Annotated in this window: 23 protein-coding genes and 1 tRNA gene; all 24 read right to left on the bottom strand. The window is 69.0% G+C overall.

Features of this window, described 5'->3' with window-relative positions:
- Positions 1-91: 91 nt before the first annotated feature.
- On the bottom strand, positions 92-271 hold the full coding sequence (locus QME70_10730; GenBank protein ID MDI6895050.1) for a hypothetical protein: 180 nt from the start codon (positions 269-271) through the stop codon (positions 92-94).
- 19 nt (positions 272-290) lie between these two features.
- Complete coding sequence (locus tag QME70_10725) at positions 291-1,193, bottom strand: transposase (protein ID MDI6895049.1); 903 nt, start codon at positions 1,191-1,193, stop codon at positions 291-293.
- A gap of 29 nt (positions 1,194-1,222) precedes the next feature.
- On the bottom strand, positions 1,223-2,599 hold the full coding sequence (ltrA, locus tag QME70_10720) for a group II intron reverse transcriptase/maturase (GenBank protein MDI6895048.1): 1,377 nt from the start codon (positions 2,597-2,599) through the stop codon (positions 1,223-1,225).
- Positions 2,600-2,693: 94 nt separating this feature from the next.
- Positions 2,694-2,770 (bottom strand) — tRNA-Pro (locus tag QME70_10715).
- A 178-nt stretch (positions 2,771-2,948) separates the two neighbouring features.
- Positions 2,949-3,584, bottom strand: coding sequence for a CBS and ACT domain-containing protein (locus QME70_10710; GenBank protein MDI6895047.1), 636 nt, complete (start codon positions 3,582-3,584; stop codon positions 2,949-2,951).
- A gap of 36 nt (positions 3,585-3,620) precedes the next feature.
- A complete protein-coding gene (clpB, locus tag QME70_10705; protein MDI6895046.1) occupies positions 3,621-6,209 on the bottom strand; it encodes an ATP-dependent chaperone ClpB in 2,589 nt (862 codons plus the stop codon).
- A 144-nt stretch (positions 6,210-6,353) separates the two neighbouring features.
- Complete coding sequence (locus tag QME70_10700) at positions 6,354-7,391, bottom strand: J domain-containing protein (protein MDI6895045.1); 1,038 nt, start codon at positions 7,389-7,391, stop codon at positions 6,354-6,356.
- A gap of 144 nt (positions 7,392-7,535) precedes the next feature.
- Positions 7,536-8,141, bottom strand: coding sequence for a nucleotide exchange factor GrpE (grpE, locus tag QME70_10695; GenBank protein MDI6895044.1), 606 nt, complete (start codon positions 8,139-8,141; stop codon positions 7,536-7,538).
- Between the two features lie 16 nt (positions 8,142-8,157).
- Positions 8,158-10,155 carry a molecular chaperone DnaK gene (gene dnaK / locus QME70_10690; GenBank protein MDI6895043.1) on the bottom strand — a complete coding sequence of 666 codons (1,998 nt, stop codon included), beginning with the start codon at positions 10,153-10,155 and terminating at the stop codon, positions 8,158-8,160.
- Positions 10,118-10,609 carry a MerR family transcriptional regulator gene (locus QME70_10685; protein MDI6895042.1) on the bottom strand — a complete coding sequence of 164 codons (492 nt, stop codon included), beginning with the start codon at positions 10,607-10,609 and terminating at the stop codon, positions 10,118-10,120. The genes dnaK and QME70_10685 overlap by 38 nt, the downstream gene beginning before the upstream one ends.
- 251 nt (positions 10,610-10,860) lie before the next feature.
- Positions 10,861-12,195, bottom strand: a complete 1,335-nt coding sequence (locus QME70_10680) for an FAD-dependent oxidoreductase (protein ID MDI6895041.1) — start codon at positions 12,193-12,195, stop codon at positions 10,861-10,863.
- Between the two features lie 24 nt (positions 12,196-12,219).
- Positions 12,220-12,870 (bottom strand): hypothetical protein, encoded by a 651-nt coding sequence (locus QME70_10675; protein ID MDI6895040.1) that lies wholly within the window; start codon positions 12,868-12,870, stop codon positions 12,220-12,222.
- Positions 12,867-13,622: a 4Fe-4S dicluster domain-containing protein gene (locus QME70_10670; GenBank protein ID MDI6895039.1), complete on the bottom strand. Its 756-nt coding sequence runs from the start codon at positions 13,620-13,622 to the stop codon at positions 12,867-12,869. Before QME70_10670 ends, QME70_10675 begins: the two co-directional genes overlap by 4 nt.
- A 3-nt stretch (positions 13,623-13,625) precedes the next feature.
- A complete protein-coding gene (locus QME70_10665; GenBank protein MDI6895038.1) occupies positions 13,626-15,095 on the bottom strand; it encodes a hypothetical protein in 1,470 nt (489 codons plus the stop codon).
- Complete coding sequence (locus QME70_10660; protein MDI6895037.1) at positions 15,067-15,648, bottom strand: 4Fe-4S dicluster domain-containing protein; 582 nt, start codon at positions 15,646-15,648, stop codon at positions 15,067-15,069. The genes QME70_10665 and QME70_10660 overlap by 29 nt, the downstream gene beginning before the upstream one ends.
- Positions 15,649-15,699: 51 nt before the next feature.
- Entirely contained in the window at positions 15,700-17,223 is a 1,524-nt protein-coding gene (locus tag QME70_10655; protein MDI6895036.1) for a tripartite tricarboxylate transporter permease, read from the bottom strand.
- Positions 17,224-17,235: 12 nt separating this feature from the next.
- Positions 17,236-17,679: a tripartite tricarboxylate transporter TctB family protein gene (locus tag QME70_10650; protein MDI6895035.1), complete on the bottom strand. Its 444-nt coding sequence runs from the start codon at positions 17,677-17,679 to the stop codon at positions 17,236-17,238.
- Between the two features lie 72 nt (positions 17,680-17,751).
- A complete protein-coding gene (locus tag QME70_10645) occupies positions 17,752-18,735 on the bottom strand; it encodes a tripartite tricarboxylate transporter substrate binding protein (protein MDI6895034.1) in 984 nt (327 codons plus the stop codon).
- A 73-nt stretch (positions 18,736-18,808) separates the two neighbouring features.
- Positions 18,809-19,468 (bottom strand): hypothetical protein, encoded by a 660-nt coding sequence (locus tag QME70_10640; protein MDI6895033.1) that lies wholly within the window; start codon positions 19,466-19,468, stop codon positions 18,809-18,811.
- Positions 19,465-20,235 (bottom strand): 4Fe-4S binding protein, encoded by a 771-nt coding sequence (locus tag QME70_10635; protein MDI6895032.1) that lies wholly within the window; start codon positions 20,233-20,235, stop codon positions 19,465-19,467. Before QME70_10635 ends, QME70_10640 begins: the two co-directional genes overlap by 4 nt.
- Complete coding sequence (locus QME70_10630; GenBank protein ID MDI6895031.1) at positions 20,219-20,710, bottom strand: hypothetical protein; 492 nt, start codon at positions 20,708-20,710, stop codon at positions 20,219-20,221. The genes QME70_10635 and QME70_10630 overlap by 17 nt, the downstream gene beginning before the upstream one ends.
- Complete coding sequence (locus QME70_10625; GenBank protein MDI6895030.1) at positions 20,697-21,599, bottom strand: thiamine pyrophosphate-dependent enzyme; 903 nt, start codon at positions 21,597-21,599, stop codon at positions 20,697-20,699. The genes QME70_10630 and QME70_10625 overlap by 14 nt, the downstream gene beginning before the upstream one ends.
- Entirely contained in the window at positions 21,583-22,743 is a 1,161-nt protein-coding gene (locus tag QME70_10620) for a pyruvate synthase (GenBank protein ID MDI6895029.1), read from the bottom strand. Before QME70_10620 ends, QME70_10625 begins: the two co-directional genes overlap by 17 nt.
- The gene (locus tag QME70_10615) at positions 22,737-23,006 is read right to left on the bottom strand and encodes a 4Fe-4S binding protein (GenBank protein MDI6895028.1); all 270 of its coding nucleotides are present in this window, start codon (positions 23,004-23,006) and stop codon (positions 22,737-22,739) included. The genes QME70_10620 and QME70_10615 overlap by 7 nt, the downstream gene beginning before the upstream one ends.
- Positions 23,007-23,010: the final 4 nt, after the last annotated feature.

Genomic DNA, 23,010 nt, shown 5'->3' with positions numbered 1-23,010 from the left:
CTGGTGATGTTCACCTCGGGCGTTCTCGGAGGTGGGCGCTATTTGACGCTTACGGATCATCCTCTCCAGAAAATCGGCGTAGCGAGGGAGTTCAGGCAGCTGCTTCCAGGTCCTTCAACTGAACCGGGTAGCCGAGCGACTGGAGGCGCCTGACCAGGCGTCGAGATACCGCGTCGCGGTTGAGACGGTCGAAGTAGGCCTGCCCGAGTTCACGGTAGCGGGAACCGTCCTTCAGCATGTGGTAGATGATGATCAGGATGGCATTGGCCACGGCAACGAGTGCTCTCTTCTTACCTCGGCGGGCAGCAAGGCGGTGGAAAAGCGCGTAGAAGTAGGTGCCCTTGGCTCGACTGGCAGCGTGAGCGGCTTCGACCAGGACCTCTTTCAGCCAGGGGCTCCCCTTTCTGATCCTGCCCGATTTCCTCTTGCCCGCGCTCTCGTTGTTCCCCGGGCAGACACCTGCCCAGGAGGCGATGTGCTTGTCGGTGGGGAACCTGGGCATCCACCCCGATCTCAGCGATAATGGCCTGGACAGTTCTCTTTTCTACCCCCGTGATCTCGCAGAGCAGGGCGACCTTCTCCTCGAAAGGGCGCATCATCTCCTCGATCCTCACGGTGCACGCCTCAATCAGTTCGTCCAGGTAATCGATGTGGCGCAGTTGCTGCGCGAGCAGAAAGCGGTGGTGGGAGTCAACGCGGCCCTCCAGCGCCTTCTCCAGTTCGGGAATCTTGTTGCGGAGCCTGCCTCGCGGCATCTCCGCCAACGCCTCGGCGTCAGCGCAGCCTGCCGCGATGGCCTCCAGCATGGCCCTCCCGGACACGCCCAGCACATTGGAGGCCACCGACGCCAGTTTGATGTTCATCCCCTCAAGCACCTTCTGCAACCGGCTGATCTCGGAGGCCCTTTCTCTGATCAGGGCCTTGCGGTAGCGCACCACTTCCCGGAGATCCCGGATGGGCTTGGGTGGGATAAAGCTGCCCCGGATGAGTCCGTGCCGGAGTAAGTCCGCAAGCCACTCGGCGTCCGTCTTGCGGCCCGGAACATTCTTTATGTCCCGGGCGTTGGCGAGCACCACCTCGCAGGCGCCCTCCAGGATGTTGTAGTAGGGTCGGAGCGAGACGCGGTGCGGACCTCTCGGCCCGCCCGTTTCCTCGCTCCGCCCTCCGAACCGGACGTGCGCGTCTCCACGCATCCGGCTCTCCCCGTGTTCATGCCAGTCGGCTACGTCACTGCCTGGTCGTTCGTCGCCCACGGTGACGGGATCGCCGTTCCTCGATAACGGTAGCGAGTGATCGCGACCGCCGCTGCGTTGAACAGGCGGACCCCGTCCTGCTCCGGCCACCACTTCCGGAGATAGCGCCGTCGCAGTTCCCCCATACCCGTTTTGGGATGCTTGCGGCACAACCAACCCCACACCCGCCGCCATGTAAAGGCGGAGCGGTGGGCGAAGGTCTTGGCCGCTGCCCCATGACGGTGGTAGGTCGTCCATCCACGCAGCACCGGGTTGAGGCGGTGCAGCAGGACGGCGAGCGATTGGTTCGTTGATCCGTGGGTAGCACCTCGCACCTTCGCCTTGACCGCCGCCAGGGCGGCGCGGGACGGGTAGGTGTACACGAAGCGCTTGGGTGAGCCTCGTTGCTGGTGGCGCTGGATACGCACACCCAGGAAATCGAAGCCCTGGTCGATGTGGGCGATCCTCGTCTTCTCCTGAGAAAGGCGCAGCCCCATCGGGAGAAGCACCACTGCCGCCTCCTCCCGCAGTCGCTCAGCATCCGCACGAGTCCCCGCCACCATAAGCACCCAGTCATCCGCATAGCGGACGAGGCGATAGTTGGCCAGGCCTTTGCGGCGGCGTTGCTCACGCTGGTGGGAGTCCCCCAGCGTGTGCCAGGCCGCGACGAAGTGCTCGTCGAGGACGGACAGGGCGACATTGGAGAGCAATGGTGAGAGGATTCCGCCTTGCGGTGCACCTGTGCTTGCCTCCCGAAGCACGCGATCCTCACCCAGGATGCCGGACTTCAGGAACGCCTTCACCAGCCCCACGACGCGCTTGTCTGCGATGCGAGCCCGCAGCCGTTGTAACAAGGCGGCGTGCGCGATTTCATCGAAACACGCTTTGATGTCACCCTCCACGATCCACTCATAGGAGCGGCTGGTGAAGTAGTGAATCTCCGCGATGGCGTCCTGTGCCCGGCGTCCGGGGCGGAAGCCATAGGAACATGGCTGAAAGTCCGCCTCCAGAATGGGCTCAAGCACGATTTTGAGGGTGGCTTGGACCACCCGGTCCCGCACCGTGGCGATGCCCAGCCGGCGGCGTTTACCATCGGCTTTGGGGATCATCACCTCGCGCACGGGAACCGGCCGGAACCGTCGAGCTTTGAGCTCGTCTCGCAGCTCGGAGAGGAACGCCTGCTCGCCCCGGACGGCCTGCACGTAGTCAGCGTACACCAGTCGTGGATTAGGGGGGCGCAGGTCACCATAGCCGAGGCCCAACCTCTCCACGGTACCCGGGCGGAAGTTCTCCACCAGCACGTCGCAGACGGCAGCGAGCTTCCGGACGATGGTCGCACCCTCCGTGCACGCGATGTCGACGGTCACCGGCCGAGATCGGCCAGAACCATGGTGCAAAAAGGACGGGCCAGCACCACCGTAGAGCCAGGAATGTGGAATGGGAGTCTTAAGGCAAGAAAGATGGTCGGAGCGGCCGGACTTGAACCGGCGACCTCGTGGTCCCGAACCACGCGCCCTACCAAGCTGGGCCACGCCCCGACCTCGCGATCCACATTCATTATACGGTGCCACGCCCGCTCCGTCAAATCAAATGAACCCGGCCACGATGCGACCAGGGGCTAGCCTGCCCACCCGGACCAAACGGGCAACATAAACCCGGTGGCTCAAGGGATACTTCCCCCGCCAGTGCAATGGAGCCGTGACGTCGGCCAGCTCACTAGGACTCGGCCCAGACCAGGGAGACGTGGGTGACGTTGAAGCCGGCGGCCACCAGTCTGTCCACGCAATCCTTGGCCTCGGTGGTCTTGAGGCGCAGGACCACCTCCGCCCAGCCGGGGGCGTCCCGGGGGAAAATGGCTACTGATGCGATGGACACGCCCGCGTCGCGCACCACTTCGGCGATACGGGCCAGTATGCCCACCCGGTCCGGCACCACCAGGGTGACGCGGGTGCCGGGAGCGGTGATGGCCAGCATGTCCACCAGGGCGTGGAAGAGGTCGTGGGCGGTGATGATCCCCACCAGAGTACCGTCCTCTTCCACCACGGGCAGAGCGGTGTAGTCGTGGCGGGACATGTACCAGGCCGCCTCTTCGATGACGTCGTCGGGCCGCACCGCCCGTACCTCGCGGGTCATCACGTCCGCCACGCGGGCGCCGTCCAGATAGCCGGGGTCGGTCGCCCGGCCCAAAGCCCGCAGGATGTCCCAATGGGTGACGATACCAGCCAGATGACCGTTCTCCGTCACGGGCAGGGCTTCAAAACCCCGCTCCCCCATCAACTCCCGTGCCCGCCGGAGGGTTTCCTCCGCCCGCACCACCTGGGGATTACGGCTCATGCGGTCCCGCACGAACATCCGCCCCGCCCCCCTTCAACCCGCCGCGCGGATTTGCTACTGCTTCTTCGTCAGCACCAGATCGTATCCCTGCCGGTCGACCAGGACGGTGTCGCCGGGGCGGAACCGGCCCTGCAGGATGGCGCTGGCCACCCGGTTGGCCACCTCGCGCTCGATGGTGCGGCGCAGGGGGCGGGCGCCGAAGACGGGGTCGAAGCCCTCTTCCGCCAGGAGGTCGCGAGCACCCTCGCTCACCTCCAGGTGCAGGTCCTGCTCCTTGAGGCGGGCAGCCAGGCGGTCGAGTTGCAGGTCCACGATGCGCCGGATCTGGGCGGGCCCCAGGCTGTTGAAGATGACGATCTCGTCCAGCCGGTTGAGGAACTCGGGCCGGAAGTGGCCCCGCACCGCCTCCATCACCCGCCGGCGCATCTCGGCGTCATCGCGGCCCCCCAGCTCCTGGATCCAGGTGGAGCCCAGGTTGGAGGTCATGATGACCACCACATTCCGGAAGTCCACCGTGCGGCCGTGGCCGTCGGTGAGGCGGCCATCGTCCAGGAGCTGCAAGAGCAGGTTGAACACCTCGGGGTGCGCCTTCTCCGCCTCGTCGAACAGCACGATGGAGTACGGGCGGCGGCGCACCGCCTCCGTGAGCTGGCCACCCTCTTCATAGCCCACGTACCCTGGTGGGGCCCCGATCAACCGGGAGACGGTGTGGCGCTCCTGGTACTCGGACATGTCGATGCGGGTGAGGGCCCGCTCGTCGTCGAAGAGGAACTCGGCCAGGGCGCGGGCCAGTTCGGTCTTGCCCACCCCGGTGGGCCCCAGGAAGAGAAACGAGCCCAGGGGACGGTTGGGGTCGGCCAGTCCCGCCCGGGCCCGGCGGATTACGTCGGAGACGGCGCCCACCGCCTCGTCCTGACCCACCACCCGCTGCCGCAGGCGCTCCTCCATGCGCACGAGCTTCTGCATTTCGCCCTCCAGCAGGCGGGCGACGGGGATGCCCGTCCACCTGGCCACCACCTGGGCGATATCCTCCTCGTCCACCTCTTCCTTGAGCAGGCGCTGGCCGACCGGGATGGCCTCCAGTTCCCGGTTGGCCTGCTCCAGCTCCTTCTGCAGGGAGAGGCGCACGCCGTAGCGCAACTCGGCCGCCCGGCCCAGGTCGCCCCGGCGCTCGGCCTGCTCCTCCTCGGTGCGGGTCTGCTCGATCTTCTCCTTCAGTTCCCGCACCCGGCCGATGAGCTGTTTCTCCCGCTCCCAGCGGGTGCGGGCCTCGGCCATGCGGGCCCGTAGCGACTCCAGCTCGCTCTGCACCTGGTGCAGCCTTTCCCCCGCGGCCGGCTCCTCTTCCCGGGAAAGGGCCTGGGCCTCGATCTCCAGCTGGCGGGCGCGTCGCTCGGGGGAATCGATGGCGGCGGGCAGGCTGTCCATCTCGGTGCGCAGACGGGCGGCCGCCTCGTCCACCAGGTCGATGGCCTTGTCGGGCAGGAAGCGGTCGGAGATGTAGCGGGCGGACATGGTGGCCGCCGCCACCAGGGCGGAGTCGCGGATGCGCACCCCGTGGTGGACCTCGTACTTTTCCTTCAGCCCGCGCAGGATGCCGATGGTGTCCTCCACCGAGGGTTCGCCCACGTAGATGGGCTGGAAACGGCGCTCGAGGGCGGCATCCTTCTCGATGTGCTTGCGGTACTCGTCCAGGGTGGTGGCGCCCACGCAGCGCAGTTCACCCCGGGCGAGCGCCGGCTTGAGCAGGTTGGAAGCATCCACCGCCCCCTCGGCAGCGCCAGCCCCCACCAGGGTGTGCAGTTCGTCGATGAAGAGGATGATGCGGCCTTCGGCCGCCTCGATCTCCTTCAGGAGAGCCTTCATGCGGTCCTCGAACTCGCCCCGGTACTTGGTGCCCGCCACCAGGGCGCCCAGGTCCAGGGCCAACACCCGCCTGTCCTTCAGGCTCTCGGGGACGTCCCCGTTGGCCACCCGCTGGGCCAGCCCCTCGGCAATCGCCGTCTTGCCCACGCCGGGCTCCCCGATGAGCACGGGATTGTTCTTCGTCCGCCGGGACAGGACCTGGATCACCCGCCGGATCTCCTCGTCCCGGCCGATGACGGGGTCCAGCTTCCCCCGCCGGACCAGGCCGGTGAGGTCCCGGCAGTACCGCTCCAGCACCCGGTACTTGCCCTCGGGCTCGGGGTCGGTCACCCGCTGGGTACCGCGCACCCCGGCCAGGGCCCTCATCACCATCTCTTCCTTCAGCCCGGCCGCCCGCAGGGCACGACCGGCGGCTCCGCTGCCGTCCAGCAAGCCGAGTAGCAGGTGCTCGGTAGAAACGTACTCGTCCTGCAAACGCCTCGCCGCGGCCTCAGCCCGGTCCAGCGCCTGGGTAAGCCGCGGGGATACATAGGCACCGGCCGCGGCACCGTAGGCCCGGGGGGAACGTTCCAGCTCCCTCTCCATCTCGGTCGCCAGGGCGGCCGGGTCGGCCCCGCAGCGGGCCACCAGAGTGGGGACCAGCCCTTCCTCCTGGCGCAACAATGCCAAAAGGAGGTCCTCCGGCTCCACCTGGCTGCGCTGGCCCGACCGGGCCAGGGCCTGAGCGGAAGCCAGGGCCTCCTGGGATTCCACCGTGAATCGCTCCGGTTGCACCACAAGTTTCTCCTCTCCGAGCCCGCCCGGCCGGGTCCCGCCAGCGCGGCGGTGGCAGGCATCACATTGACGGCGCGGCGTCGCGCGCCGGGCGGCATCCCGTGGACGGCGCGGGGTCGCGCGCCCCGCGCGCCGGACCGCCCCCCATCAGCGGGGTGGGGTTTCGGGGCGGAGGCGGGCCAGTTCCTGGATGAGCTCCTTCTCCCGCTTACCCAGGCGGGTGGGCAGCACCACCCTGACCCGCAGGTGCAGGTCGCCCCGGCCGCCCTCCCGCCGGGGGAGCCCCAACCCACGCAGGCGAAGCACAGCCCCGTTCTGGGTCTCGGGCGGCACCCTCACCTTCACGCGACCTTTGTCGAGGGTGGAGGCTTCCACGTCCGCCCCCAGGAGGGCCTCAGCGAGAGAAACCGGCAGCTCCCGCACCAGGTCAGCCCCGTGGCGGTCGAACACTGGGTGGGGCCGGACGTGCACCCGCAGGTAGACGTCCTGGCCGTCAGCGCCGCCCGGCAGCCGGAGCAGCTGTCCGTCGCGCACTCCGGGGGGCACCCTCACTTCCAGGCGTCGCAAACCGCCCGGCAGCAGCAGCTCGACCTGGCGCCGGGTGCCCTCCGCCACTTCTTCCAGGGTCACCTCCACGGTGCCCGCTTCCCGGCGGGCACCCACCTCCCCGGGGGCACCCCCGCCGTTGGGGCTGACCGTGTCGCCGGCGCCGGGGGACCAGGTCCACCAGAAAGTGCGGGTACCGGGACCTGAACCACTCCGACCGGCTCCGGAACGTCCACCGGCGGCGCCCTTCCCTCCCCTCGCGCCACCCGCGGCCCGGGCCAGCAGGTCTTCCAGGTCCAGCCCCAGGTCGGAGAAGAAGATGCGGAAGAACTCGGAGAAGTCGCCGCCCGCCGTCCCCGTGAAGGTGGGGCCGAACCCGCCCGGCTGGCGCTGGGCACGCTCCCACTGGGACCAGCGGGGCCAGTCCGCCCCTAACTGGTCGTAGCGGTGCCGCCGTTCCCGGTCGGACAGCACGGCGTAGGCCTCGTTGATCTCCTTGAACTTCTCCTCGGCCGCCCTGTCTCCGGGGTTGACGTCGGGGTGGTACTTGCGGGCCAGCCGCCGGTATGCCTTCTTTATTTCCTCGTCGCTGGCGTCATGGGAGACGCCCAGTATCTTGTAGTAGTCCTTGAACTCCACCAGGGCTCACCGCCCCATCACTCTGCACCGGTCACCCGTCCGCTGTGCCGGGACGCCACCGCCGGGCAGGCGCCGGTCCGCCCCAACCCGCCGCGGCCACGCGCGAGACGCCGCGCAACCGGCCGCGGCAGCGGGGGCGCCGGCTCAGGCACCGTCGCCGGGCTCCGGCGGACGGGCGACGCGCACGCGGGCCGGCCGCAGCACCTCACCGCGGTAAAGGTACCCCTTCTGGATCTCGTCGGTGACGGTTTCCCGGTCCACGTCATCGCATTCCCACGCCGCCACGGCCTCGTGCAGGCGGGGGTCGAAAGGCGCCCCCACCGCCTCGATGGGCTGCACGCCCTCCTGCCCCAGGAGGTTATCCAGTTGCCGGGAGATGAGTTCCAGTCCCCGGCGAAGGCCGTCGGGGTCGGCCGCAGCCATGACCTGGGGCATGAGGGCACGCTGGAAATTATCGGCCACCTCGAGGAACCGGAGGAGCAGTTCCTGGCGACCCCGATCCACCAGGCGCTCCACCTCCCGCTCCATGCGGCGCCGGTAGTTGTCCAGATCGGCCCGCGCGCGCAGGAACTGGTCCCAGTTACGTTCCGCTTCCGCGCGCCTCGCCTCCAGCTCTGTCCGGACCGCTTCCAGTTCGCCCCGCACCTGTTCCACTTCCACCCGCGCCGCTTCTAGTTTCGCTCTGAGCAGGCCCAGTTCCGCGCGGAGGTCGTCCCCCGGCGGCCCGTGCTGTGCGCCGCTCTCGGGCATCGCTCACACCTCCGCGCTACCGGTCTCCGTCGCTGGGACGGTACTCGGCATCGATGACGTCGTCTCCGCCCCGGCGCGAGGATTCGCCGGTACCGTCGGCCGTGCCGCCCGGCCCGCCGGAGGTGCCGCCAGGGCCACCCGGCCCACCACCCCCCGGACCTGCCGGCCCGCCAGAGGCGTCGCCCGGACCTGCTGACGCGCCGGCACCGGCCGCCTGGCGGTAGAGCTGCTCTGCCATCTTGTACGACGCCTGCTGCAGTTCCTCCATGGCGGAACGGATGCGGGATACGTCCTCGCCCTTGGCGGCCTCCCGCAGCGACGAGATGGCCCGCTCGATGCGGGACCTCTCGTCCCCGGAGAGCCGGGCCCCCGTGTCCTTCATGGTCTTCTCGACCTGGTAGATGAGGGAGTCGGCCTGGTTGCGGGCGTCCACCAGCTCGCGCCGCTTCTTGTCTTCCTGGCCGTAACTCTCGGCTTCCTTCACCATGCGGTCGATGTCGCCCCTGGAGAGCTGGGTCGAGCCGGTGATGGTGATGTGCTGCTCGCGGCCGGTGGCGCGGTCTTTCGCCGTTACGTTCAGGATGCCGTTGGCGTCGATGTCGAAGGTGACCTCGATCTGCGGGATGCCGCGAGGCGCCGGCGGGATGCCGTCCAGCAGGAAGCGGCCCAGGGTGCGGTTGTCGCGGGCGAACTCCCGCTCGCCCTGCAGCACGTGGACCTCCACCGTGGTCTGCCCGTCGGCGGCGGTGGTGAACACCTCGCTCTTGCGGGTGGGGATGGTGGTGTTACGCTCGATAAGCCTGGTCATGACGCCGCCCAGGGTCTCGATGCCCAGGGAGAGCGGGGTGACGTCCAGCAGGACGATGTCCTTCACCTCACCGGCCAGCACTCCGGCCTGGATGGCCGCCCCCACCGCCACCACCTCGTCCGGGTTCACTCCCCGGTTGGGCTCCTTGCCGGTGAGCTTGCGCACCAGCTCCTGAATGGCGGGCATGCGGGTGGCGCCCCCCACCAGGATGACCTCGGCGATGTCCCGCTCCGTCAGCCTGGCGTCAGAAAGCGCCTGGCGGAAGGGTCCGATGCACCGCTCGGTGAGGTCGCGGGTAATCTCCTCGAACTTCGCCCGGCTGATGCGCTCTTCCAGGTGCTTGGGGCCCGAAGCATCGGCGGTGATAAAGGGCAGGGAGATGGTCGTCTCCGGCACGGAGGAAAGCTCGCACTTGGCCTTCTCGCACGCCTCCAGCAGGCGCTGCAGAGCCTGCCGGTCCTTGCGGAGATCGATGCCCGTGTCCCGCTGGAAGCGGTCGGCCACGCAGTTCACCAGGCGCATGTCGTAGTCGTCGCCGCCCAGGTGGGTGTCCCCGGAGGTGGCCTTCACCTCGAAGACGCCGTCCCCCACTTCGAGGATGGAGACATCGAAGGTGCCGCCGCCCAGGTCCCACACCAGGATGGTCTCGTTGGTCTTCTTGTCCACGCCATAGGCCAGGGAGGCGGCCGTGGGCTCGTTGATGATGCGCAGCACCTCCAGCCCGGCGATGCGCCCGGCATCACGGGTGGCGGTGCGCTGGGCGTCGTTGAAGTATGCCGGTACCGTGATGACGGCCTTGGTCACGGGCTCGCCCAGGTACTTCTCGGCGTCCATCTTCAGCTTCTGCAGGATCATGGCCGAGATTTCTTCCGGAGAGAACTCCTTCCCCGCCGCGGGCATGTTGATGCGCACCGTATCGCTGGCTCCCCGCTTCACCTGATAGGGAACCCGTTCCCGCTCCAGGGAAACTTCATCGTAGCGCCGCCCCATGAACCGCTTGATAGAAAACACCGTGTTCTCCGGGTTCAGCACCGCCTGCCGGCGTGCCAGCTGCCCCACCAGGCGCTCTCCCGCCTTGGTGAAGCCCACCACGGAAGGGGTCAGGCGGCTTCCCTCCGCATTGATGATCACCTGCGGTTTGCCTGCCTCCATTACCGCGATCACTGAGTTAGTGGTCCCCAGATCGATGCCCACGACCTTCGCCATACACGCGCACCTCCTTGTCCCCACTCGCTGCTCCCCGCCCGTCCTCTCGGGCGTCCCCTTCCTCGGGCACCTCAACCGGGATGCGCCGGAAACCCGGCCGCCCCGGTCTCCCCGTCCGCCCGTGCTCGCCAGCATCGTCCTCGGCCGCCTCGTCGCCCGGCAGGTCCGGGCCGGACAGCCGGCCTTCCATGCGCAGGATGACCCTGACCCCGGCCATGTTTATGCGTTCGACCCGGATCAGGTGGCATATCCGCTGCAGGAGGACCAGATCGTTCTCCGAGTACAGGCGGATGTTGTTCTCGGTACGGGAGGGGCACACCAACCCGTACCGCTCGAGCACCCGCAGGGTTTGCGGGTTAACCCCCAGGAGGCGGGCAGCCACGCTGATCGTGTATACCGGTTCATCCGGTCCGTGCAGAGGCAGGGCTGATCCCTCCTCACAAGGATGTTGCACCGGTCATTATAACCTTCTTATCGGCATCCGTCAACGAACGCATCTGTCAACGAACCGTGACCCTCAGCCTCACCGCCACGTCAGGAGCTTCCCTCATTGCCCTGCCGGCGGCGTGCCCTTGCTGGGCCATCGCATGCCGGGCGGCAAAGCAGGGAGTGGCGATACCGCGCACTTTCGCGCGGCACCCGCCACTCCCGGCGAGTGTGTGCCCTGTGGTTTGTCGGATCTGGCTACCGCCCCCGGTGTAGTGTTCAGAGGCGGGCGGGAAGGGCGGTCCGCAGCGCTGCACCCACCAGACGCAAGGCTTCGTCCTGCGCGCGGAGGCGGATGGCGCGCGCAATCAGAGAACCGAGGATACCGGCGGCCTCCACCGCGCCCACCAGGAGCACCCCCACCAGGCGATCATCCTGGAAGGCGATCCGGAAGTAGGCCGGCAGGCCGCGCCCATGGTCCCCCCCGTGGAATGGTGCGCGCCCCGGGGCCGGGCCGGTGAGCACCCGGGCCCAGGGGCCGGCCGGAAAGATCTCTCCCAGGGAGACCACCTGCAGCGGCCCCAGGTGCACGGGGTTGATGCGGAGGCCTCCCCGGTAGGAGGCGCGCAGGCCGGCCATGTTGCGCCCGGCGATGCGGCCCTGGGCTACCGCCAGGGGCCAGAGGGGAAGCATCCCCTGTCTTCCCGTGGCCAGGTCGAGCGTCTGGGCCACGTCTCCGGCCGCCCAGACCCCCGATACGGTGGTGGCCATGGTGGCGTCGGTGACCACCCCCTCCGCCACCTCGACCCGGGCCTGGCGGGCCAACGCCGTGTTGGGCCTGACGCCCACCGCCAGCACCGCCAGGTCGCACGGGATGGTGGTACCGCCCACCTCCACCTGGAGGCTGGCCCCCGCCCCGCCACCGGAGCACGGCCCGGCCTCCCCGCCACCGGAGCAGGCGACCGACTCCAGGGCACAACCCAGCATGACCCTCACGCCCCGGGACTCCAGGTGGGCGGCCACCAGGGACGAAGCCGTGTCGTCGCAGCCCCCGGGCAGCAGGGTGGGCATCTTTTCCACCAGCGTAACGTCCAGGCCGCGGGCGGCCAGCGCCCAGGCCACGTGGACCCCAATGAATCCACCCCCCACCACCACCGCATTTCGTGCCCTCCCCGCCGCTGCGGCCAGCCGGCGGGCATCCCGCAGGGTGCGCAGGGCAAACACCCCCGTCGGCAAAGGGCGGCCGGGGTCGGTGCCGGCGTGCATGCCGGGGACCGCGGGGACAATGGGACTGGCACCGGTGGAGAGCAGCAGGCAGTCGTACGACAGCTCCCGACCATCTTCCAGGAAGACCCGTCGCGCCCCGCGGTCGAGGGAGCGGACGGCGATACCCGTCACCAGCTCGATCCCGGCGCTCCGGATCGCGCTTTCCGCCGCGAGCTCGAGCAGCGCGGGTTCCGCCTCCCCCGCCAGCAGGTCCGGCTCCCTCACCTTGGAGTAGTACGCCCCCTCGTCGGCCGTCACCACAGTAACCTCGTCCCGAGGGCGGGCAGAGCGGATGGTAAGGGCGGCCGTCATCCCGGCCGGCCCGTTGCCCACGATAACGTGCTTCATCAGGAGAAACCTCCCTGCGGGCGCTCAGTAGATTGGCCAGTCGGCGACCCAGAGCCCCAGGTTGCGGGCCAGCAGGTCCTGGGCGCGGTTGACGTTGAAGTTGCCGCAGGAACAGCACTTCCCCATGGTGACCGCCGCATCGCGCAGGGAACGGCGTCCCAGCTTGCACTGGGCGATCATGTGCTTGACCAGTCCGGACGCCACCATGGCATGGCCGCACATGGTGGTGAACTCCAGGACCTCGTACTCCGGCAATAGTTCCAGCCGACCATGGGTGCCCAGAGAGTACTCCCGAGTGTGGATGCGCTTCAGGCCCACCTGGCGCACGATGTCCTCCACCACGTCGTGCAATCCGGAGATGATTACCGAAACTCCCAGGTCCGCCTCCTTCAGGTCGCGCATAAGCTCCACCACGTCCTGCTTGCTGTCGTACGTGACTTCCAGGATGGTGGTGTTGGAGACGCGGGCGATGACCTCCTCCGGATCGACGCTCAGGAAGTTCCCCGTCTTCATGTCGCCGAAGTTCACGGGATGATGGCGCAGGCAGATGCGCAGGAACTCCTTGCCCTTTTGGCCGAAGACGTTGTCGTTGAACCCCTTCGCCGAGCACGACAGCACCACGAAGTCCTTCTCCAGGCTCTCCCGGGAACCGCGGCGGTGCAGGCTGTGGGTCATGCCACACCCTCCTCTCCCGGCTCGCGGAACCGCGGCCGGCCCATCCCCAGGTTGTTCTTGCTGTTGGGCAACACGGTATACCCCGCCTGCTCAATGATGGGCAGCACGGGCAGGGTGCCGTCGGGATGCACCTTGCAGGAGACCTCCAGCGTGTAGACGGTTTCGAGCTGGGGGGTGATCTCCTGCAACACCCGCAACACCTCGGGGAGCTTCTCCAGGGACACGTCGAACTCAATGATGGCCGAAAGCGACTTTTCCTTCACCACGTCGGGCTCGAGATCCCCGGTGTTCCGGTCCGCCATGAAATGGGTAACCGGGTTGCCTTCGCAGAAGCCGACCCCCAGTTTGGCCATAGCCCGTGTCACCTCTTGCACGTCCTCCCAGGAGGTGCTCACCCCGGGACGGCCCATCTCGATACCCACACCGGCGTAACCGAACCGGATGCGTCCCGTGATCTCATTGGTCTTGATCTCCTCGGTACCCCGTCCCGGCACTCCGGTGGCCTTGAACTCGATGAGGGGATCGGACAGGATGGCCCGGATCAGACGGGGCATCTCCAGGGCTTCCTGGTACATGGCGTCGGTGGGGCAGATGCCCGAGCGCAGGCACACGCCACACTCCGCGCAACGGTCGGAGTCGATGATCAGGGTCACCCGGCCGTGCCCGGGTAACCTGCCCAGGCTACGGGCATCCACCGGACAGAAGGGGATGCACTGGCCACAGCCCACGCACTTCTCCGCATCAACCTGCACCGCCTACGCCCCCTCCCCATCCCACAGCACCGCCGCCACCTGCTCGGGTTTGCGCACCTGTCCCGGTCCCACCAGGGTCTTACCGCCCATCTCCTGCAGCACCCGCCCCAACATGTCGCGGGCTTCCCTGGTGCCGTCCAGGGGCAGCACAGGACCCAGATAAGTGGGGATGCCCCGTGCTGCCGCCGCCACCGCCGTGGCCCAGGCCGCCGGCCGCGATGCCTCCGGGAAGGAAGCCAGCACCGGCACACCCGCCCGGATCAGGTCGGCGAGCAGGGTCAGCGTGTGGCCGTCGGACCAGCAGGTACCCAGGTGCCATGCGGGCGGCAATCCCAGGCCGGTAGCCTTCTGCGCGCGGCCCAGGACCTCAGCCAGCCCCCGGCCCACGGAGTGCTCGCGGCGATCGGGATCGAGCAGGCCGGCCGCGGCCAGGGCCGCACCCGCGCAGCCGGAAGCCAGCACCAGCACGTCGGCAGACAGCAGGGCGCGGGCCTGGTCCAGGATGGCTCCCCGGTGCGTGACCCTGGCGTTGCTGCAACCACCCAGCCAGGCCACGCCCCGCAGCCCGGATACGGCCGCAGCTCCCGCCAGCACCTCGCGGGCGACCCTGCCCAGGCCTACCACTGCTTCGGGCCCGTCGGGCCAGGGTCGCGACGACCGCCCCGCCGCCCGCCGGAAGTGCCCCTCTGCGGCGCGCACCACCCCGGCCACGTCCACCGGGCCGCCACGGAAGAAGGGAACACCCGCGGCCTGGGCTGCCTTCTCCAGGCCGGGGGCCACGCAGGCTTCGCCCGCCACCACGGCATCGACCACTCCCGAGGTCACCAGCACCTCCTGCGATCCGTAATCCCCGGCCACGCGGAACCGCCCCTCACCTTCGGCACCGCAGGCTGCGCCTACGTTCACCCCGGCGTCGCGGCCAGCCGCGAGCGCCGCCGGGGCAGCACTGAACCGGCCCACCAGAAGTACGTTGGGTTCGTCCCGGCGCAGGGCGGCCAGGCCAGCCTTTCCCCGGGCGGTGGCCCCATCCGCAGGCACCATGGCGAGGGCGGACGTCCCCGCCAGGGCGGCCCGTACCGCCGCCATGAGGGTATCTTCCGGGGAGCGGTCCCCCTCGCGTGCCACTTCCATTGCCTCCAGGACCGGGGCCGGATCCCCCCTGCCGCCCTCCCCGCCCGACCGCAGGGCATGGGTCAGCTGCGCGGCGGCCCCCTGGGCCACCTGGCGGCAGAACTCGCTGGCCACCAGCCCCGTCCGGGTGCGCCCGCAGCTGGTGGCCTCCACCTGCCCGAAGGGATCTACCCGGCACGGCCCCTGGCTGCACGCCTGGCAGCACAGCCCCATCTGGCCGAAGGCGCAGTTGGGCACCTGCTTCTCAAACCTGTCCCAAAGCGATGGCCACGATCCTCCCCTCGAATCAGCCATCAGTTGCTCGGTAAGAGGGTCAGCCGTTCTCTTGCGCAGTGTCCTCACCTGCGGTGCCTCCTTCCCATACCAGGGCCAGCGCTTTCATGAGAGCTCCCTGCCGCGTAGCCGCCACTTCCTGCCAGGCCGCGCGCTCCCGGTACTGGAGAGCTCCGGTGGGGCAGGCGTCCACGCAGAAGGGGTACTCCATTTGCGTGCAGCGGTCGCACTTGGACACCCGGCCTCCGTGCCCCGGCCTGACCGCCCCGAAGGGGCAGACGGCCACGCACATCAGGCAACCCATGCATTTGGCCTCGTCATAAAGTACCGCACCTTCCGCCTCCGGCCTGTGCATGGCTCCCGTCGGGCAGGCGTCCAGGCAGGGAGCATCCAGGCAGTGGCGACACTGCACGGGCAAACCTGCCGCCGCCGGCTGGCCCGGGCTATCTCCCCGCGCCTCTGGGATCGCCAGCGGCAGCGGGCTCTCCCGCACCGACACCCGGGGCAGGGGCTGAGGGTCTTCCCCCAGCCCCCCTACCAGGGTGCGGGAGGCCGAATCGCGGGCCAGGGCACAGGCCACCTGACAGGAACGGCAGGCCATGCAGCGGCCCGGATCAACCACGATCTCCAACCTCGCCCACCTCCTCGTCGTCCATCGTCACATCACCCCCTGCTACCTGCTCGCGGGCACCTCCCGGGGGACCGCCGCCCGGCGCCTGCGGATCAGCCCACCGATGGCCGGGGCGCTGAGGAAAAGCGCCGTGGCGATGAGCAGACCCAGGGCAATGGGCCGGGTGAAGAAAATGGCCACCGACCCTTTGGAAAGCATGAATGATTGCCTCATGGCCGTCTCCAGGTCCGGCCCCAGCACCAGGCCCAGGACCACCGGGGGCACGGGCAGTTTCAGCTTGTTCATGAAGTACCCCAGTACCCCCGCCCCCAGGGCCAGCCAGATGTCGAAGACGCTGTTGTCCACGCAGTAGGCGCCCACGATGCTGATCACGGACACGATGGCCATCAGCACCGGGGCCGGGATGCTCAGGATGCGGATCATGGGGGGGATGGCCAGGGTGTTCACGGCCAGGAGCAGGAAGTTGGCCACGTACATGCTGGCGATGAGGCCCCACACGAACTCGGGGGCGTCCCGGAACAGGAGGGGCCCCGGCCGCAACCCCCACAGCATGAGCCCGCCCATGAGCACCGCCGTGGTGGCGGAGCCGGGGATGCCCAGGGATAGCAGGGGCACGTAGGCGGCGATGGCGGCGGCGTTGTTGGCCGATTCGGGAGCAGCCACGCCCTCGATGGCCCCCTTCCCGAACAGGTGGGGGTGCCGGGACGACTGCCGCTCTATGGTGTAGGACAGGAAGGAGGCGGTGGTGGCACCCGCGCCCGGCATCAGCCCCACGAAGAATCCGATGATGGTTCCCCGCACGATGGCCCACTTCGATACCGCCCACTCCTGCACGGAAGGCAGGATGGCGCGCAACCCCAGGTTGGTCTTCATCACCTTCCAGTGCGCCCGGCTCTCCAGCCAGAGCAGTACCTGGGTAATCCCGAATATCCCGATGACGATGGGCAGAAAGGGAATCCCGTCCATGAGGTCGATGACCCCCATGGTGAAGCGGGGGCGCCCGGAGACGCTGTCCACCCCGATCACAGCCAGGAACAACCCCAGGAGGGCGGAGAGAAGCCCCTTGGCGGCGGACTCACCGGTGAGCCAGCCCAGGCTGGTGAGGGCCAGGAGCATGAGGGCAGTCGTCTCCGGGGGACCGAAACGCAGGCCGAAGCGGGCCAGCGGGGGGGCAAAGAGGGTGAGCATCAGGATGCCGAAGGTGCCGGCGATGAAGGAACCGACCGCCGCCATGAACAGGGCCTGCCCGCCCCGCCCCCGCATGGCCAGCTGGTATCCGTCCAGCCCGGTCATGATGGCCGCCGAGTCTCCGGGGATGTCGATGAGCACGGCGCTCACCGTACCGCCGTACATGCAGCCGTAGTAGATGCCGGTGAGCATGATGATGGCCGACTCGGGATCCATGCCGAAGGTGAGGGGGAGGAGCAGCGCCACCCCCGACACGGAACCGATCCCGGGCAGGGCGCCGATCACCTGCCCCGCCACCACGCCGATGATGCAGAACAGGAGGTGCTGGGGCTGAAACACGGACAGGAAACCCTGCCCCAGGTAAGACCAGATATCCATGGGCTCGCCCCCTCAGAGCGGCAGGATGCCGGTGGGAAACGGCACCCTCAGCCAGAGCACGAAGATCAGGTACACCGCCACCACGGTGCCCGCCGCAATGGCCACCACCCGGGGCCAGGGGTACCTCCCCACCAGCCGCAGCCACCCCAGGGTATACAGGCCGACGGCGACGAGCATCCCCAGCCAGCTGACCAGCCAGATGGTGACGGCGAACGCCAGCGCCCCCGCCCCTATCGCCCCCAGGCGACCCCGGTCCCATTCAGACCCCTCCTTGACCGACCTGCCCCCCACCACCAGCAGGGCGGCCACCGGCTGCAGCAGCAACCCCAGCACCACCGGGAAGAACCCGGGACCGGGACCGCTCAGGTGCACCCAGTACCCCAGCACCCAGCCCTGCCAGATGAGCAGCAACCCTCCCACCGAAGCCACCAGACCCAACACAGAATCAACGCTCATGGCATTCTGCCTCCATAAGGGGGAGGAGGGCCCGGCGCAGGACCGTGCGTCCCGCGCCGGGCGCGCCATCGCTCACTTGACGAGTCCCAGGGCCTTGAGCAGCTCGGTGGTCAGCTGGTCGACTTCCTTCATGTAGGCCGCGAATTCGTCCGGTCCCTGGTAGGCGGACGTAAGGGCGTTCCTTTCGATGTACCGGCTCTGCCAGTCCTGCGACTCCGACAGCTTCTTGAAGGCCTCCGCCAGGACCTTCACCGCATCCTGGGGCATCTCGGGCGGGCCCACGATGCCGCGGAACTGCTCGAACACCACGTCGTACCCCTTCTCCTTCAGGGTGGGCGCATCGGGCCACTTCTTCAGGCGCTGCGGAGCGGCCACCGCGATCACCTTGGCCAGGCTGCCGTCCACCTGGGAGACACACTCATTGGGGTTGGCCCAGGCGGCATCTATGTGCCCGCCCAGCAGGGCCTTCATGACCTCTCCACCGGAGTCGAAGGGGATGTAGTTGAACTTCACGCCCGAAGCCTGCTCCAGCATCACGGTAACCATCTGGTCTTCCTGACCCACCGCCGTACCGCCCATAGAAACTGCCTTCTCTCCCTGCTTGGCCGCCTCCATCAGCTGCTCGATGGTCTGGTACCTGGAGTCGATCTTCACCACGATGCACTCTTCGTCCAGCGCCAGCCTGGCAACGGGCGTGAACACCGACGCGGGCACCGCTCCTGGTACCGTCTTGGGGCCGGAAACCTGCCCGGTTATGAACGTGAGTATGACGTAGGGATCACCTTTCTTGGTGTTCACGTAGCTCATGCCCACCTGGCCACCAGCCCCCGGCTTGTTCACCACGTTGAAGGGCTGGGGCAGGATCTTCTCTTTCTGCACGATGTCAGCGATGTGGCGGCCCAGCACGTCACTGCCGCCGCCGGGCGCATACGGTACCACGAGTTCGATGGGCTTCTCGGGGTATGCGGCCTTCTTCTGGCCGGCACAACCCGTTGCTGCCACAGCCAGCAGCATCAGGACCGCCAGGCCCAGAGCCAGGGCCTTTGACCGTTGCACCTGCGGATTCCCCCTTTCTCTGCCTCGCACGGTTCCTCTTCCCGTAACCGGCCGCCATCGTGTCAGTTCCCCGCTAGCCCGACGCTCCCACCCCCCTCGACGACGCCGCGCCCCGGCGGGCCAGTTCGGATATGAGCTGCGCCGCCCGGCGGGGATTGAACACGCCGCAGTGGCAGTTGGCGGCCATGGTGGCCGCCGCCCGGTCCGCGCCCAGGCGTCCCGCCGCCACTTCCCCGGCCAGGTGGGAAATCAGGTGGTAGGAAACCATGCCGTGGCCGCACATGGTCTGGATGCCCATCACCAGCCGGTCGGAGGGCAGGCCCTCCACCCGTCCGTGCACGCCCAGGGAAAACTCGATGGTGTGCGGTTCCAGCCCCGCCCCCCGCACACATGGGTGCACGCGGTTGAAGAGACCCGAAACCACCACCGACATGCCCGTGTCCAGCTCCCGGAGTTCATCCAGCACCCGCGCCACCGTCTCCGGGTCGGTGAACACCCCGTGGATGACGGAGTTGTCGCCCATGCCGGCCAGGATCTCTTCCCGGCTGCGGGAGAAAGCGTTGCCCGTGCGACCGTCGCCCCAGTTCACCGGATCGTGCCGCAGGATCACCTCCAGGCAGCGGCGCAGGGCGGGTGCCGCCCCCTCCCGCGTGAATCCTTTGGCGCCCATCACCAGCACCACGTAGTCACCGACGAGGTCACCCGACCCCTGCCTGTGCAGCGTGTGCGTCACCGCGGCACCCCCTCCCCAGCGCCCGCGCATCCCGCCGCCCCTCCGCCTGCGCCCCCAGCCGGCCCAGCGCGGCCGTGGCCGAGGCCCACGTTGGTCTTGCCGTTGGGCCGCGTCGCGAAGCCGGCCTCCCGGCAGAGGCGGGCCACCTCTTCCGCCCGCTGCCCAGGGTCGGGCACGATCACGTCCAGGCTGAACACGGTCTCGATAAGCGCACCCGCCTCCCGCACCGCGGCCAGCACCGGTAGCAACCGGTCCTGGGGGATGGTGAGCTCGATGATGGCGGAGAGGGCGCGCTCGTCCAGCACGTCCGGGCGCAGGCGCCCCGTGCCGTCCACCATGAGCTGGGTGACCGGGTTCTCGGGCTCAAACCCGATGCCCAGGGCAGCCAGCCTGGTGGCCATCACCTCCACGTCCCGGAAAGACGTACCCATCCCGGGGCGGCCCAGCTCGATCCCCACCCCCACCTGACCGGGCTGAAAACGACCGGTGACGTCGTTGGTCTTCATCTCTTCGGTGCCGCGACCCAGCACTCCGGTACCGGGATGGGCCAGCAGCGGGTCGGAAAACAAGGCCCGCACCAGCCGGGGCCAGGTGAGCGCAGGCAACTCCAGGGCATCCAGGGGGCAGACCCCCGAGCGATAGCAGATAGCACATTCGACGCAGCGATCCTGATCGATCACCGCCACATCTTCGATGGCTATGGCACCCACCGGACAGTAAGGCTCGCACAGCCCGCAACCGGTACAGAGGTCATCTCTCACCAGCATCCCGGCTATCTCCCCCTTCCACCAGGCTCAGCATCTCCGGTATGAGCCGCTGGAGCCAATCGGGCCCGGCCGCCCCGCCGCCGACCACGCCGGCGGGGGCAGCGTCCCCAGGGACGGCGCCTGTGGGGGCGACGTCGGTGGGGATCACGTCGATGGGGACGATGCCGATGGGGGCCGTGTCGGCGGAACCCCCCCTGGCCAGGCGGGAGGCCCACCCCGTCAGGGCAGGGTCCAGGCAAAGAACGCGCTGGGGCCGGGGACGCTGCCGCCCCCGCTCCCGCACATAGCACCGCCCCACACGCACCGCCACCCAGCCGGGTGCACCCGGCCGCACGTTGCCGAAGGAGGGCTGCACCTGCACCATCATGCCCCGGTCGAGGAACGTCCGCCCCAGGGCCAGCCCCAGCTGGAGCAGGGGTTGCTCCCCCCACCCGCACAGCAGGATCTCGGTGGCACCGCGATCATGTCCCGGCACCATCACGCCCCCCATCGCCAGGGTGCACCCCCTGCTCGCGGGCCACTCCGCTCCCGCGCCCCCCGCCCGGCGCGCTCAGCGGTCCGCGCCGCCCGGCCGGTTTGCCCTGCGTTGCCCGGCCGCGCCGTGTGGGCCGCACCCGGCCCTCCTCGGCTTCCCAGAGGGGCCAGACCCCCTCTTCCACCGCCCGGCGCGCCATCTCCACCGTGCGGTACGGCTCGTATCCCGAGCCCAGGGGGCAGGGCGCCAGCACCTGCACATAGCGGAAGCCGCTCCGGGACGCCGCCCGGCGCAGCTTGCCGGCGAAGTCGTCGGGATAGGCGATGCTGGCGGTGGCGACGTACGGCACCCCGTGCGCCAGCATGATGCGGGGAAGATCCTTCTTGGCCGTTGCCTTCCCGGCCGGGGTGGTGCTGGTGGACGCGCCCGGTCGGGTCAGGCCGCTGGCCTGGCCCCCCGTGTTCATGCAGGCCTCGTTGTCGTAGCACACGTGGAGCACGTCGTCGCCACGTCCGGCCGCCCCCGAGAGGGCCTGCAGGCCGATGTCACCGCTACCGGCATCCCCCGCCCACGAGACCACGGTCACCCCGCGCCTTCCCCGGGCCGCCAGGCCAGCGGCAATCCCGGCCGCCGCCGCCGCCGCGCAGGGAAACAGAGTGTGGTAGAAGGGCACCCGCCAGGCGGTGACGTCGTCCCAGCCCCCGATGCTGGCCACACACGAGGCGGGCACCACCACGATCACCCGCGGCCCCAGCGCCAGCAGCGCCTGGCGCAGGGCAATGGTGGCGCCGCAGCCCGGGCAGGCCCGGTGGCCCGGTGAAAAGCCCTCATCCGCCGCCGGAGGCATCAGCTCCCGCAGCCGTACCCCCACGTCAGCCCGCCGCGACAAACCAGTTCCCTCCCGCCGCATCCGCCGCCAGGTCCGACGCCGACACGGTCACGCGCACCAGGTCCTCCACCTCGATGTCGCCGCCTCCCAGCCCGGCCACCACCCCCACCACCCGCGGCTGGACCGCGGAAGGCATCTCCGCCACCGCCGCCCTCACCTGGCGGGCCAGGAATCCCCCCTGGCCGGGGATGAGATTGCGGTCCACGACCACCAGCTCCCGTGCCGTGGCCGCGGCCCGGCGGAACGCCGCCCGGGGAAAGGGTACCGGGCAGCGGATCTTGATCATCCCCACCGCCAGCCCGCTCTCTCGCAGGGAATCCACCGCGATGCGGGCCGTGCTGGCGGGGGCACCAATCACCACCAGCAGGGTGGAAGCATCGTCGGTACGGTACTCCTCCAGCAGGCCGTTCCACGTGCGCCCGAAAGCCTCGGCGAACTCTGCCGCCACCTGCGTGATAACGCCCTCCGCCCCCGCCATGGCGCCGTGCTGGGCCTGCCGGAAGCGCTGGTACCAGGCGTGGGAAGCCACCGTGTTCACCGCCCGGGGATGCCCGGGATCCAGGACCTGGCGGGGACGGTGGCACAGGAAATCGCGCACGGCGGCGGGCTCCGGTACCCCCACCGGTTCCGCCGTGTGGCTGATCACGTACGCCTCGTAGTTGACCATGGTCGGCAGCTGCACGCGGGGATCCTCGGCGACCCGGAAGGCCTGGATGACGGTATCCAGCACCTCCTGGGCGCTCTCGCAGTGGAACTGGATCCATCCCGCCGCCTCCTGCCCCAGGGCGTCTCCCTGGTCCGCGAACCGGGAATGGGGTGCCGACATGGCCCGGTTGACCACCGCCATCACGATGGGAAGGCGCAGGCCCGAGGCGTGGTAGAGCAACTCGCTCATGTAAGCCAGACCCTGAGAGTTGGTGGCGGTGAACACCCGCGCCCCCGTCAGGCTGGCACCCACGGCAGCGGCCAGGGCGCTGTGGTCGGACTCCACCACCAGGAGACACGCTTTCAGGCGCTCCCCGTCGATCATGGCCGCCAGGTGCTCCATGACGGGAGAGGCGGGAGTGATGGGGTAGACCGGGATCACCTCGACCCCGCACAGGCAGGCCGCCTCGGCCGCGGCCCGGTTTCCATCTATCAGCACGAACAGAAGCCCTCCCCCCCTTCCAGAGCCTGGCGAGGGCACTCGCGCACACAGATGCCGCATCCCTTGCACCATTCCGCCACCACCCGGACCGGAGGTCCCGGGTCGACGGCCCCGTCAGGGCAGAAGTAATAGCACAGGAGACAGCCGTCACACCGCTCTCCCCGCAGCCGGGGAGCGGGAAATCGCACCGGCCCCCTGGCCGCCAGGGCGGCGCTTCCCGGCCGGTCGGAGCCGGGAGCGGGATGCAGCACCCGTCTCACCCCC

Source organism: Bacillota bacterium, from assembly GCA_030019365.1.
Classification (GTDB): domain Bacteria; phylum Bacillota; class Sulfobacillia; order JACIYH01; family JACIYH01; genus JACIYH01.
Note: the sequence above shows the minus strand (reverse complement) of the source record. Positions and strands in the feature narration are given on the sequence as shown.